This is a genomic window from Virgibacillus oceani, assembly GCF_041521345.1.
Lineage (GTDB): Bacteria > Bacillota > Bacilli > Bacillales > Amphibacillaceae > Virgibacillus_N > Virgibacillus_N oceani_A.
Genome location: NZ_JBGOHB010000015.1, coordinates 54,063 through 68,410 on the forward strand (window position 1 = coordinate 54,063; position 14,348 = coordinate 68,410).

12 protein-coding genes are annotated in these 14,348 nt (G+C 38.6%); 6 read left to right on the plus strand and 6 right to left on the minus strand.

The window, feature by feature from the left end:
- Positions 1–7: 7 nt before the first annotated feature.
- The 5 genes from dapA to ACDX78_RS12430 form a co-directional block, all read right to left on the minus strand.
- Positions 8–898, minus strand: a complete 891-nt coding sequence (gene dapA / locus ACDX78_RS12410) for a 4-hydroxy-tetrahydrodipicolinate synthase (protein WP_486028312.1) — start codon at positions 896–898, stop codon at positions 8–10.
- Positions 899–934: 36 nt separating this feature from the next.
- Entirely contained in the window at positions 935–2,356 is a 1,422-nt protein-coding gene (gene nhaC / locus ACDX78_RS12415; protein WP_486028314.1) for a Na+/H+ antiporter NhaC, read from the minus strand.
- Between the two features lie 90 nt (positions 2,357–2,446).
- On the minus strand, positions 2,447–3,370 hold the full coding sequence (locus tag ACDX78_RS12420; RefSeq protein ID WP_486028316.1) for a proline racemase family protein: 924 nt from the start codon (positions 3,368–3,370) through the stop codon (positions 2,447–2,449).
- Positions 3,371–4,408: a proline racemase family protein gene (locus ACDX78_RS12425; RefSeq protein ID WP_486028317.1), complete on the minus strand. Its 1,038-nt coding sequence runs from the start codon at positions 4,406–4,408 to the stop codon at positions 3,371–3,373.
- On the minus strand, positions 4,409–5,581 hold the full coding sequence (locus ACDX78_RS12430) for an NAD(P)/FAD-dependent oxidoreductase (protein ID WP_486028384.1): 1,173 nt from the start codon (positions 5,579–5,581) through the stop codon (positions 4,409–4,411).
- Positions 5,582–5,802: 221 nt separating this feature from the next.
- On the opposite strand from ACDX78_RS12430, the gene ACDX78_RS12435 reads away from it, so the two are divergent.
- The 6 genes from ACDX78_RS12435 to ACDX78_RS12460 all read left to right on the plus strand — a co-directional run bounded on the left by ACDX78_RS12435 (position 5,803) and on the right by ACDX78_RS12460 (position 9,768).
- The gene (locus ACDX78_RS12435) at positions 5,803–7,518 is read left to right on the plus strand and encodes a sigma-54 interaction domain-containing protein (RefSeq protein WP_486028319.1); all 1,716 of its coding nucleotides are present in this window, start codon (positions 5,803–5,805) and stop codon (positions 7,516–7,518) included.
- A gap of 63 nt (positions 7,519–7,581) precedes the next feature.
- A complete protein-coding gene (locus ACDX78_RS12440) occupies positions 7,582–7,854 on the plus strand; it encodes a (2Fe-2S)-binding protein (protein ID WP_486028321.1) in 273 nt (90 codons plus the stop codon).
- Positions 7,851–8,189: a (2Fe-2S)-binding protein gene (locus ACDX78_RS12445; protein ID WP_486028323.1), complete on the plus strand. Its 339-nt coding sequence runs from the start codon at positions 7,851–7,853 to the stop codon at positions 8,187–8,189. Before ACDX78_RS12440 ends, ACDX78_RS12445 begins: the two co-directional genes overlap by 4 nt.
- Positions 8,182–9,420 (plus strand): NAD(P)/FAD-dependent oxidoreductase, encoded by a 1,239-nt coding sequence (locus ACDX78_RS12450; RefSeq protein ID WP_486028325.1) that lies wholly within the window; start codon positions 8,182–8,184, stop codon positions 9,418–9,420. The genes ACDX78_RS12445 and ACDX78_RS12450 overlap by 8 nt, the downstream gene beginning before the upstream one ends.
- The gene (locus ACDX78_RS12455) at positions 9,417–9,671 is read left to right on the plus strand and encodes a hypothetical protein (protein WP_486028326.1); all 255 of its coding nucleotides are present in this window, start codon (positions 9,417–9,419) and stop codon (positions 9,669–9,671) included. Before ACDX78_RS12450 ends, ACDX78_RS12455 begins: the two co-directional genes overlap by 4 nt.
- 10 nt (positions 9,672–9,681) lie before the next feature.
- Positions 9,682–9,768: a hypothetical protein gene (locus ACDX78_RS12460; RefSeq protein WP_486028386.1), complete on the plus strand. Its 87-nt coding sequence runs from the start codon at positions 9,682–9,684 to the stop codon at positions 9,766–9,768.
- A gap of 1,125 nt (positions 9,769–10,893) precedes the next feature.
- Here the strand turns inward: ACDX78_RS12460 and ACDX78_RS12465 are convergent.
- A complete protein-coding gene (locus ACDX78_RS12465) occupies positions 10,894–13,599 on the minus strand; it encodes a TasA family protein (RefSeq protein ID WP_486028328.1) in 2,706 nt (901 codons plus the stop codon).
- Between the last annotated feature and the right edge of the window lie 749 nt (positions 13,600–14,348).

The window sequence follows — 14,348 nt, forward strand, 5'->3', positions numbered from 1 at the left end:
CTCCCTTTCATTTACTAACTAATAGACTATCAAGAAGTTCCTGAAGTTTCGTATCTTCTTCATCTGTCAATGGCAGTCTAGGTCTACGTGAAGGACCTCCCGCCAATCCTTGCAGGTCCATCGCCCGCTTTACAATCTGCACATACTTGCCAGACCCTTCGATAAAATTGCAAAGCGGCAAAACTTGATCATACAACTCCCATGCTTTTTCCAAGTTATTTTCTTTCACACTATTATATAGATCTGTTACCAGCTTAGGAGCAATATTTCCAGTTACAGAAATCCATCCAGTTGCACCAACTAAAAATGATTCGAGAGCTAAATCATCTGATCCACAAAATGTTTTTATATCCCCCTTCCCTTGTCTTGTAATATCACGAAGCTTCGCAATATCTCCACTGGATTCTTTTATGTGCGTAATATTTTCTACATCTCTTGCAACCTTTAGTAAAGTATTTGTTCCGATATCGACTCCTGATGTAAATGGGTTGTTGTAAATCATAATTGAAAATTTTACTGATTCTCCTACTGCTTTGAAATGTTCATAGATTTCTTCGTCTTTTGGATGTGCATAATAAGAGTTAATGAGTAATGCCGCATCCGCTCCAACTGCTTCTGCCTGTTGGGTATAGTATATTGCTTCTTCTGTTGTTTCTGCTGCTGTACCCACAACTAACGGAATACGTCCCGCTATTTGCTCTACAGCAATTTCAGCTACAAGAAGGCGTTCTTCTTTTGACAGACTTACAAATTCACCTGTACTGCCATTTACGACTATTCCTGTCACTTCTTCAGCAATAAAATGTTCAATATTTTTCCTTAACCCATCTGTATCAACCTCCCCATTCTCTGTCATTGGTGTAATTAGTACTGGAAATGCTCCTTCTAATTGTTTCAATTCAATTTCCTCCTTTAATTTTGAAATACTATTTTGTTAGTTTACATTTTGATATCCCAATTCTTCTTCTTTACCATGCGATTTTGTATACCATATAAATGTATTGGTGAACCCATATAGAATGGTGATCGCTACGACTAAAAAGTTAAACCATAGAAACGGTAGATATGCAATTGTAGAAACACCCAATGTAGCAGCCATAAATACACCACCATCAGACCACGGAACCATAGGTGTTGTTACGGTCCCTCCAGCTTCGGTATTTCTGGATAGCACCCGTCGATCAATATTCAAACGATCATAATTTTCTTCTGTTATTTTACTTCCAGTTATAATTGAAACATAAGCTGCGCCGCCGAAAAAGTTACCAAAGAATGCAGAAATCACCGTGGATAACGTTGTCTTTCCTGCATTATCTGCCCATGCTAGCAACTTATTACAAATAACTCTTAAAATACCCGTTTGCTCCATTAATCCACCAACGCCTAGAGCAAATAATATTAAAACGATTACATCCAGCATGAAAACAATTCCACCACGATTTAACAGTTCATCAATAAAGACTACACCTGATTCAATGGAACCGCCAGCATATAAAATATTAATAGATTCAAACAATGAAACATTTTGGAATAAATAAGCCCAAGCAGTACCCAATAATGCCCCAAATAAAATTACTGGAATAGAAGGCTTTTTCATTGCAAGCAAAGCAACTACCAAAACCGCTGGAATTAACATATACCAACTAATATTAAAATACTCATTAAGCGCTGCCATCGTTGCTTGTGCCTGCTCTAAACTGCCATTACTGTCAATAAAGAAAAAACCTGTGACAAAGAATAAACCCCCTGCTATTACAAATGCCGGGGCACTTACATATAGCATACCTTTAATATGCTCGATTACATTAACCTTTGATAAAGAGGCAGTCATTACTGTGGTATCTGATAAAGGAGAGAGCTTATCCCCGACATAACACCCGGAAATAACCGCACCAGCAACTAAAGCAATTGGTAATCCAAAGCTTGCGCCAATCCCCATCATAGCAATACCTGCCGTTCCCGCCGATCCAAAAGAGGTTCCTGTAGCCAATGATGTAATCGCACAAATAATAAATGCTGCCATTAAAAAGATACTTGGATTAATAATAGATAAGCCGTAGTAAATAATACTCGGAACTATTCCCCCTGCAATCCATGTTCCAATTAATGCACCAACAGCTATCAAAATGAGAACAGCTTCCATTCCATCATTAATCCCTTTAATTATCCCGTTCTGCATATCCTTATAACTATGACCAATACGTAATCCAACCAGCATGATCATAAACCAAGTCGTTAACAATGCTAGCTGAATCGGAAAACCAAATTGTGCAATAAACAAAAACATAATCACAACGAAGGAAATTAAAACAAACAACACTTCACCCAAAGTCGGCAATCGCTTATCTGTACCCATCATTCACTCTCCTTGTTTAATGAATTGGCTTACGATAAAATCTTAGGTGGCCGTGTACTTAGAATGAGTAGAAGATAAAACCTCCCTTCATTATTTTAAAAGGAACCCATTTTTTAATGGATCATCCTTGTCATAAATGAATTGGTGAATTCCTGTAGTAAATCCTTGGACTTCCACAAAGAATTTGTCTTCTGTTCCTAGCAACAAAGAAGCCGTGATAGAACTATTAAAAATACTATTATTTATAAGATAGGTATATTCATTTAATGTTTCTCGTAATCCTGTTAAAATAGCAAACGTACTATCAATACCTGGAGATCGTGTAATATTTCCATCTTTTTCAAAGGTTACTGACCTAATTGCATTAGCATCTGTATTCGTTATTTCATCAGTTATGATAACTCCATTAAAAGCCATGTTTTCGTTATGAAATCTTTCTGTTATTTTTTTGCCCCATTTATTGATAGAAGACAAATGATTAATATCAATGCCAGGAATCGACTCAGGCAGTGGTAAGATAATGTAACTCCTATTCCCATCTATTTCTACTACATGATATTCATTTTTTTTATCCGTTATTCTACATGCTTTGCTTTCTAGATAAACTCCTGTTACTTCCTGATTTTCCAAATTTGCCTTAACCACATAAATTCCTTGAATCGTTTCTATTTTATAGACGCCATTTTCATTTACTTTTAAATTTCCGGTTTCTAGTAATGCAGTTACAGAGGCTGCTAACCCTCCATAATTAAAATGAATTTCAGGATCATGATTAAAAAACAATAACCCAAAATCAGCTGCTTTAGAGGGAATAACAACGCACCCATTCATACCACGATGTCCTCTTGGCTCATTCAGTAAAAATTCTTTTTCACCATGGTAGGACATTTGTAAGAGTTGTTGATTCGATTCAAAATCGTTTTGATTTAAATTAATGGGTGATTGAATAACAATTCGAAACGCTTCCCCCTCTACATGTGTATCAATGGTGGAGAACATTTTTTCAATAATCATTTAAACACCTTCTTTCCTGGGATCGTTCATCGGGGGAATAAGTAAATAACCTTCTCTCAATGGATCTTTTTCATTATAGAAAAATCGATGCATTCCCATAATCCATGCTGACCCGGTCACTTCCGGAATGATAGCGTCATAGTTTTTTATTTTTGAAGTCTCAAGTACCCTTGCATTAAACAAAGATCCTACAATACTTTCATGTACAAATAACTCATCCATCCCGATTTCATTTTTCGTGAACATCGTTGCGAGCTTGGCGGAAGTACCAGTTCCACACGGGGATCGATCTATCCCTCCCGGGGGGACAACGACTGTGTTTTTCACATCTGCATCTGGATGAACAAAATCTGTAAAAAATTCAATATGTGTTAAGCCATTAATAAAAGGATGCTCGGGGTGGATAACAGATTCAGTCTCGTTAATTGCATTTCGAATTGTTATTGCCTTATCAATAATGGTAGAAGCATTATCTTTCGTCAGTTCCAAACCAAGCTTCCGGGCATCAATAATTCCGTAAAAATTACCACCATACGCAATATCACATTCTACTTTACCTATTTGATCTACATCTATTTTAATCGATTTCAACAAGAATGATGGCGTATTGGCAAAGGTAACCTCTAGTGCTTTTCCATTCTCTACCTTGATTTTTACTTCTATCAATCCTGCTGGTGTATCCAGGTTTACATTTGTATACGGTTCGGAAACTTCGATTAGCCCCGCCTCAACTAATGCGGTACAAGTGCCGATCGTATCATGTCCGCACATCGGTAAATAACCGCCTGTTTCAATAAAAATCGCTCCAACATCTGCATCTGGATGGCACGGTTCCACTAATAGTGTTCCGGACATCACATCATGGCCCCTTGGTTCATTCATCAAAAAATTCCGGATCCAATCATAATTCTCCTTCATATAAAGCATTTTTTCAGACATGGTATCTCCCTTTAATACAGGAAGACCACTTATAACAGTCCTCGTAGGATTTCCTCCGGTATGTGTATCAATAGTTGAAAATAATCGTTGAAAGTTCACTTAGTTCATCACCTTTTCCTGAAATCTATCATAACGAAGCGGTTCTATCGGAATGCATGTCTCTTTCTCAGACAACATTTCTTCAACCACTTTACCTGTAACAGCTGCAAGACTTATGCCATCACCTTCATGTCCTGCTGCCACATAAAAACCGGGAACTTCGTCAACATGTGAAATGATTGGCAGATGATCTTCTGTCCATGGTCTCAGACCAGCATATGTCCTTATCACTGTCATATCGGCTATTTTGGGATAAAAACGCAATGCTCTTTTTGCTATGTATTTTGTTACTTCATTACTTACTTTCGTATCAACCCCATTAAACTCACGACTGCTGCCAATTAAAAAATTTTGACTTTCTGTTGGTTCGAATACGAGTGCCACACCATATCTTTCTGTTATAGGGTCAACAATTCTTTCCCCGCCAAACTTTGAAATAAGGTATCCAAATTCCATCACTTTTCGTAAACCAATTGGTTGTTGCCTAGACGCAACAATCAGTTGTCCTTTTCTAGGGGTAATTGGAATATGAACGTCAAGCATTTCACCAATTGTCGGAGCCCATACACCACAAGCATTTACTACCTTATCGGCAGTAAAAGTCTGGTTGTTTGTTTTAATCACAAATTGACCGCAATCTTTTTTATACAGCGTCTTCACTTCTGTATTTGTATGTATCTTTGCACCTGACTTCTCAGCGCTATCAAACATGGAATACGTCAACATGTACGGGTTTACCGTTGAATCTGTATTACATTCTAATCCACCATATAAGTCATCAGCGAAGTAACTGGATTCATTTCGTAAATCTTCACGGTCCAACATTTTAAAATCCAGTCCGGCTTCCTGTTGTTGACTCACCCATTTTTGTGCTGCCTCCATTTCGGTATCGTTTTCACAAACAAGGATGCTCCCCGGGTTTCGATATTCAAATGGAACCTCAAGCTCTTTGCTTAGTTCATGAACAAGCTGCTGACTTTTCAGTGACATCTGGCTGTCAAACCCAGGATCTTTATCTATTGCCAGGATATTTCCATCACATCTGGATGAAGTTCCACTTGCTAACTCATTTTTTTCAAGTATTGTAATATCCAATCCCGCTTTTGAACTGTAATAAGCAATGGCAGATCCAATAATACCTCCGCCTATTACTATTACATCCCGGTGAAGTATGTTATTCACAGCTGTACACCTCTCTTTTTCTTCTCATATGTAGTCATGCAATATACATGCCAATTTAAGACGATAAATACTTTACACTTAAAATATCGAGCTTATCTCTTTTCACCGACTAAAATGCAGAATAATTATAAAATTACATTGATTCTGCAACACATTTGTGTCAAAATACTTATAACGATGTAAATAATTTTTTACACGAAGGGGGAGTTTATATGTCATTATTTTTAACAAATGTTGAACAAGTGATGAGTAACAATATAGAAGTTCTAGACAACTGGGATAATACGGACTTATATAGATTAATAAAGTCTAAGGAGCCCCAAAAAATTTTCTTGAAATTTAACAAAGAAATACAGTTAGCACAAATTAATAAAAATACTGATCAAATTTATTTTCAATCATGTAAAGAGATTTCAAAAAATCTAACCATCTATGAAATGTTGAATTTCATCGAAACAAATAATCATTTTATCATCCGTGACAACGAAAAAATAATTGGCTATGTTAATCCAGTTGAGCTGTCTAAACTTCTAGTAAACAGGAACGAAAAAATGAAAGCGTTTTTTCAAACAGTCCTTGAAACTATTGACAGTTCATGTACGGTGATTGACTCTGATGAAAATGTATTAATCTGGACAGAAGGTGCTGAAAACATATTCAATATTAAACAGAAAGAAATAATCGGAAGACAGATTACTGATTTTTTTCAACCTGAACGATTAGAACTCCTAAAATCCTTGGATGATGGAACTTCTGTAACTCACTCTCAACATCATGCCAGGGAGGATTTGGTAGTTTTAATCAACTCAAACCCGGTTTATTTGGATGAAGAAATTATTGGAGCAGTTGTTTCAGAGACAAATATTACAAGCCAGATCCGATTACATAACGAATTATCAAATACAACAGAAAAGCTATTTAATCTTGAAAGAGAAGTGAATAAATTACTTCCTTCTGAAGATCCATTTACACCAATTAAGGGGAATAGCTCGACATTAAAACAAACGGTAACCATTGCAAAAAAAGCAGCAATGACAAGTACAAATTTATTAATCCACGGTGAAAGTGGAGTGGGTAAGGAACTATTTGCCAAAGGGATTCACAGTATTCGTGAAGAACATGATGCACCCTTTGTAGCCATAAATTGCGGAGCCATCCCTTCTGCACTTTTTGAAAGTGAAATTTTCGGCTATGAAAAAGGAGCCTTTTCAGGTGCTGATCAAAAGGGGAAAAAGGGGAAAGTTGAACTAGCTAAAGGGGGAACCTTGTTTTTGGATGAAATTGGTGAAATGCCTTTAGATATGCAAGTTAAAATCTTAAGACTATTACAAGAAAAGAAATTCTTTTCAGTTGGTGGCACAAAAGAGAAAGAAGTTGATTTTAGAGTAATTGCTGCTACTAATCGTGATTTAAAAGAATTTGTTAAGGAAGGTAAATTTAGGGAGGACCTTTATTACCGGTTAAATGTCGTAAGTCTAGAAATTCCCTCCCTTCGTAAACGTCCAGAAGACATTATCGAGCTAACGCATTATTTTCTCTACGAACTTTCTATTAAATATAACCGTCCAATTCATGGAATATCCCAGCCGATCATGCAAGCTCTATTGCAGCACCATTGGCCAGGTAATATCCGCGAACTAAAAAATGTTATAGAACGATTAGTTGTTTTTTCAGAAAATGGCGAAATAAAACCTGAGCATTTACCATTTGAAACCGATGGAAAAACACCAGTCATAAACGGAGATATTCCTTATTTTGAAGATAACGATAATCGATCGCTAAGCGAAAGACTTCAGGAAACGGAAAAAGAAATTATTCTTAAGCAACTGGAAAAAGTAAATGGTAACAAGCTTGAATGTGCAAAAAAACTTCAAATTACTAGGGCAACCCTGTATAACCGAATAAACAAATTAGGAATAGATGTATAAATTTATTTTGGCTTGATTCTTGCATAAAAGATAAATGACATAAATGAAAGCCGGGTGTTTTTATTGAAAGAAGATGAAATGATTATATGCAGATGTGAAGAAGTAACATACAAAGAGCTCATGGAGACAGCAGCCACTTACCATTGCTCAGCGAGGGAATTAAAGCTTCGGACAAGAGCAGGGATGGGTTATTGCGGTGGCAGATCATGTAGAAGTATGGTCGATGAAATAGCAGGCACTACAAAAAACACAGAAAACCATACAGAAGTCTCTTTAAAGTATCAGGCACCAATACGCCCGATCAGTTTTGCTGATTTAGGAGGTGGAGACAATTGACCGAGCGAATTCTCAATCACCAAATACTCGGAAAGCTGGATGAAAGTAATCATGTTACTTTTACTTTTAATGGGGAGGAATACACAGGGTTAGCGAATGAGTCACTTTCCGCTGCGCTCCTGGCTAATGGTGTTAGGACACTGCGACATCATGAAGAAAGCGGCGCTCCAAGAGGGATATATTGTAATATCGGCCATTGTTATGAATGCAGGGTCACCATTGGTGGCAAACAAGGAGAGCGAGCATGTCTAACCCCGTTAAAAGATGGAATGAATGTTGAAAGCGGCGGTCCGCTACTCACCTCTGTAAAGGATTGGAGGCCTGGCCATGAATAATGTCATAATTATTGGTGCCGGCCCAGCCGGTTTAACAGCTGCGGTTACTTGTGCAGAGAAAGGATTGGAGGCCGTTGTAATTGATGAGTATATGATTGCAGGCGGGAGATTACTCGGACAACTTTATGAACAACCAGATGGCACTTGGTGGAACGGAATTAAAGAGTCATCCAAGCTATATAACCTTGCTGTTGAGCTCGGTGTTAAATTCCACCTTAACACTTCCGTCAACAATATTGAAAAGGAAGGAGATTCCTGGCTTGTCTATACAGAAAAGAAAACATTGCGAGCAGCAAAATTACTGTTGGCAACAGGAGCAGCAGAGTCCCCTGTCCCCGTTCCCGGTTGGACATTGCCTGGAGTTATGTCTGTAGGTGCTGCACAGGTGATGACCAATGTTCACAGGGTAAAGCCTGGGGATCACGGGGTAATTATAGGGGTTAATGTCCTATCGGCAGCCATTGCTATGGAACTTAAGCTTGCTGGTGTTGACGTAGCTGCCTTAACATTACCAAGGACTAGTAAGGTAACAGAAGAAAGCGCACATCCAAAAAAAGTAATGGATTCCCTGCTTCACGTTTCCCACATGGCACCTTCAAAACTTGTAAAATTAGGTAGCAAATTTATGAAAATTGATTTTATGAAAAAATTAGGTGTAACCTTTTATCCGAAAAGTGGTGTAAAAATGTGGGATATCTCCTTCCAGCTAAGGAAAGCTGTAATCGAAATATACGGGGATACAGAAGTCGAAGGTGTAACTATAGCAACCATTGACACAAAAGGAGAGGCTGTACCTGGTACAGAAGAAAATATAGACGCCGATTTTGTCTGCATTGCTGGAGGACTTTATCCATTGGCAGAACTAGCAGCAGTTGCAGGTTGTCCCTTTTATCTCATTGAGGAATTGGGGGGATATGTCCCATTACATAATGAGCGTATGGAAACCAGCTTAAAAGGTTTGTATGTTGCTGGTAATATTACAGGCATTGAAGGGGCAAAGGTTGCTATAGCACAGGGGCATACTGCTGGCTTAACCATTGCCGGTAATTCCGGAATTCCCGGGTTAGAGTCAGAAATTCAGGAATCTATACAATCTATTGAAGAAACTAGGGATCATGCTTACATTCAATTTCACTCTGAAGTGAAGAAGGGGAAAGAAGTTTTGCGCAGGAAGTGGGAGGCATCCCTAAAGGAACAAACATGTAAACCAAAGGGGAGGAGATTTTCATGACCATTATAACCAGAAAAGATAATATAGTTGAGGACTATCATGGTGTAAAAGTAGCTGACCCATACCGATGTCTGGAAGACGCTAATTCTACAGAAGTAAAAATATGGACAGATGAACAAAACAAGCAAACACAGCAACATTTGATAGACTTTCCGCAAAGTGAAACGATTAAGGAAAACATCACAAACTTAATGAGTTATACAAAGTATTCCCTGCCCAAAAAAAAAGGGTGGATCTTATTATTTTCATAAGAATAACGGTCTGCAAAATCAAGCTGTCTTTTACCGCTCCATATCACTGGAATTGGAAAATCCGGAAATCATCATTGATCCGAATAAAATTAAGTGATGTGAGGGTAAGGCAGCTCTAACGATTAGCCCTGATGGAAAAAGATAGCATGTGCAATCTCATATAACGGCAGTTATTGGCAGGAAGTGAAGGTCAAAAAGTGGAAACAGGTAAAGACTATCTAGAAATTCTAAAATAGTGTAAGTTTACGAATATAGCATGGACAGAAGACAACAATGGTTCTTTCTATAGCCGTTTTCCTACCCAAATACAATTCCACCAGAAGAAGCAAGTTATTATAACCGGGTATATTGGCATACGATTGCAACTTCCCAGGATGAGGATCAGCTGATTTGTGAGGATAATGAAAACTAATAATTCTCCTTTATGGCAGAGGTCTCCAATGATAATCAATATATATCTTGAAAGTATATCGGAACAGAACCAAAAAGCAAAATCTATTACCGGAAATTAGATAGTACAGATTCTTTTACCATTTGGTAGTGTTTTTAGCAACTACATGATACCAAAAGTCGAGGTGTTTTCATTTGTCTAACGGTGGTATTGTCAAGGGATAATTTGGACCTGGATTCATGTTACATCAACTTTGAATTTAAGACTTTCAAGTGAGTAAGTTGAGTTTATAACATTGCAAATAAGAGTACGGGGTTATAGTTTTTAAAAATTAAGGTAGGGCTTTGCAACCCACCCGATAAAAATCACATGAATTTTTCAGTGGGCAACCGTGTACCTTGATATCTATATGCTTTCTGTAAAACAGACACATTAACAATACCCCTTTTACAAAATAAATCACTGAGAGAGCCAACACTCCTGTAGATGACACAACAGAAACCACCTTAACCATAACAAGCTTAATACGTAAAAACCTTGCACATTGTTTTTGATAGGATCTAATTTTATACTGAACAAATTTGATTGAGAAATCAAACATCTGCTAAACGGTCTGGTTTTGGCGCTTGTGAGCTGTTTCTTGGAGCTTTGTGAAACATTCTTTCGTTTGTATGCGGTTGTTCAGCAAGCCCTACGTAGAAACTGACTTAAGAAGGTATAGAACTCATCTTGATATTGTACTCACCCATTAAAAATCATCCCTCACGGACTATCGTTTATACAATAGTTCGCAAGGGTATAACTCTGAGTATAAGAGATATTCTTAAAAATTCATTCCCATTTTTCTATCAACTCATCAGTTTGATAACTGAGTAAATTAAACACATCTTCATCTATTAAATCGTTATCTAACTGATGATTTAATAGGTCCATAAATCCTCCCATATGTTGGACCACTTTTTCCGCTGCATTTTGACTTTCATAATGGCTTACAGCAGTCAAATGTAGCCGAAGGGAATACGGCGCGTTATCATTTTCAAACAGTCCCTGTTCTTCAAAAAGCTCGACCGATTGAAATATATTGTTTGCACTTATGGATAAATCTGTAGAGAATGCTTTTTCCAAAGCTTCATAACCACCCACCACAGGTAATTGTACTGAACTCGATCCTAACTGGATGTCAATGTCATTATTGGTAGTTGGGTGATTATCATTGTGCAGGTGGGTATCTGGACCTGTGATGACAATTCCAATACGATGCCCTTTCTTAAATACATAATCATGGGGGTGCATATCCCAGTCAATTTGATAATTCTCTTCTGTATGGCCCTGTTCATTGAGATGAAATTCAGTATTTACGTAACCTCGAGTGACAACCTCAAAATCAGATGTGTGTGTTCGTAACCCAACATCGAAGTAGCAGCCTGTATCTTCCTCAGTACCCTCACCCAAACAGGTCTCTGTTTCTAAGGTTTCCAGACCACCGCCCACGGCATGGTTGATACGTTCATCATTCCCGTAGTCAACGAGAAATGCACTGAGCGTTGCATTCTCACCCTCAAGATTGGCCTCAACACTCACCGTGGTCCCTCCACTGATGTGTACTGGTTCGGATAATTCAGGGCTAAGGAACACTTGGCGATCATCATGCTCCGAATATGGATCCTTCGCAAATGTGTTAATATTTTGTCGTATCTCTTTAAAGGTGACGGAATCTTCACTAACATAACGTGGATCCGTCCATAAAGTTCCTTGTCGTGGATCATCTTCAGCTTCGGCATTGCCTAACCATAAATGAGTAGAACTACTGCCATTAGACCAATTGTTGTAGGTGGTCCATTCATTCGGATCATGCTCAACATCAACCTTAGGTTCATCGATAACACCATTATCAATATCATGTAGCCAGTAGTCGAACCAGTGATGGATAGTGTTCATCCATTCATCCCTTCGGAAATCGAATGGTTTTTCATGAGCCACTTGTGATAACCACATCTTTCTTGGCACGTCATGTTCTTCAAGAGCGTCCCACATGTGTCCATAGTTAGCCGGCGGCACGTTATAATCATTTTTTCCATGTACAATAAAAACACTTGCTTCAAATTTATCAACGTTATTGAGGAAATTACGTTCTTGCCAAAAATCCGTATTTGGATCAGGATTTTCCTCGTTCTCTGCTAAATACTCTCTTGTCTCGGTGCAATAATTCTCCATGGAAGGATTGTCGTTATGGCTATCATGCCATAGTGTAGTTGAACCGCCATAACGTGCTCCGTTCGTCCAGAAATCTGAATGCCAATGGCTTAAGGCAACCAACGGTACAATGGCTTCTAGACCTTCAGGAGCTTGTTCAGCCACCCCGTAAGGTATTGTTCCATCCCAAGACTTTCCAACCAAGGCGGATTTACCGTTAGACCAATCTGCTGTTACTTCCATTCCTGACGTCCCATCGACAGCGTTTCCTTCACCTGCGAGCCATTCGATAACAGCAGCAGTCCCTTCAACCTCCGCTGGACCGCCAACATCTATGCACCCAGTTGATGCACGACTACCTGGTAGGTCCACCAGTGCAACCGCATAACCTCGTGGGACAAAATAATTATCATAGTACAGTGGAAAAAAGTTGATTGGATCGACAAGCTCTCGTAATGTTGTGTCAAAGTCACCTTCATCTATTTTCTCACGTAAATCCAATCCGTCTGATTGTGTGATTCCCAGTGCCGGGATTGGTGCATCACTTTCTAGAGGATCATTAAATGAACCTTCTTCGTTGTCGTAAATAACCGCGCCTATTGCACCGGCATTAGACACATTAAAGACCTGGTCATCAATGTTATTGTTTGCCTCTATAAGAGCTATCGACTCCTCAGTATTTGAAGGGCAATCATTCGGAGATTCTGCTAAACCACAATCCACAAATAAACCATTTTGACCTGTGACTGGTTTGGACTCCGTTAGCAAATCAGCTGAGTAATTTTTTTCCCCGATAACTATATGAGGAGTCGCATTTGCATCAGGCTTTAACTCCCCTTCACGACCACGGCCTGGCCCGTCAAAATATGGGCTGGGTATTACGATAGTTGGTACCTGAAGATCTTTATCTGAGGAAGCAGGACGAATAATATCTGCAGTTATTATATCATTTTCTTCACCATCATGGCTGCTCTGTAGGGACTCAACCTGAACCACTTCTCTGATGGAATTTTCATAAGAGAACACGGGTTGGGTGTTATAATCTTCAATGACAATCTCATCGGGTTCAACTTCTTGAGTGATTCCGTATTCAAAGTACTCTCCATCACTAATATAAGGCAAGGTAGGCCCTCCTGGAGCCAACGCAATACCCAGCGACATCGTCACAGGGATATCTGTTCCGTGAAACATTGAATCACCAGGTGCCATGTTCTCCACATTGATAATTCCTGTCGGTTCTGCTTTTAAATCTAAAGTACCTGCGGCAAACGTTCCCCCGCCGATTAATGCGATCCCGAGCACCGCCGTCATCACTCCCATGCTTAATTTTTTTTTGATCCCCATTCTTACTCCTCCTTGTATTTGTTATATGTGTAAACGCATCATCAGGGTCGTTCAACCTGATAAGACGATAACACTGATTCTTGCTGACTATCTGGCTCCTTTTCATTCGGTATTTCAATTTGTTTCAATAATGCCTGCCACATAACATGCTACATATTTGAAAAAAGGGAGAATAAATACTGTACCCTGCATTAGGTCGTTAAGATGTTCCACCTCATCTTTGTCAAATTGTCTTACAAAGAATTGGAATTCTTCCTCCCAGTTGTATTTTTTTACAACCTTGTGATACTCGTATTGGTTTACTGAATAAGAACTGTATAAACTCAACCAACGGCGTAAATAGACGGTTTTTTAAGCTTTCGTTTCAACTCCAGTAATGGACCTTCCTGATTGAATTTCAACTGTAATAACACTTGTAAGCGTATGTACTCAATGCAATCCAAATTCTTGTGTACACCCAGCTCATTCATTTGTGTTCTATCTGCATATTTAGCAGGCAGTACAACGGTCTGAAGTGGAAATGTTTAATCCTTTATCACGACAACTCTTAATCGTAACCGTATACCAGATTTTATTTTGCGGAAAGTTCCCCAGGGTTATTGGCATAAACAATCGTGTCCATATCTATCGTTTTTCGGATATCTTTCTTGTCCATGAGATGTTTTGATAAAGATTTTAAACTTTCTGCATCATTTAATTGCAATAATAAATAGCTGAAGGATTATGTATGCTGACAGCTTTTTGTTTGA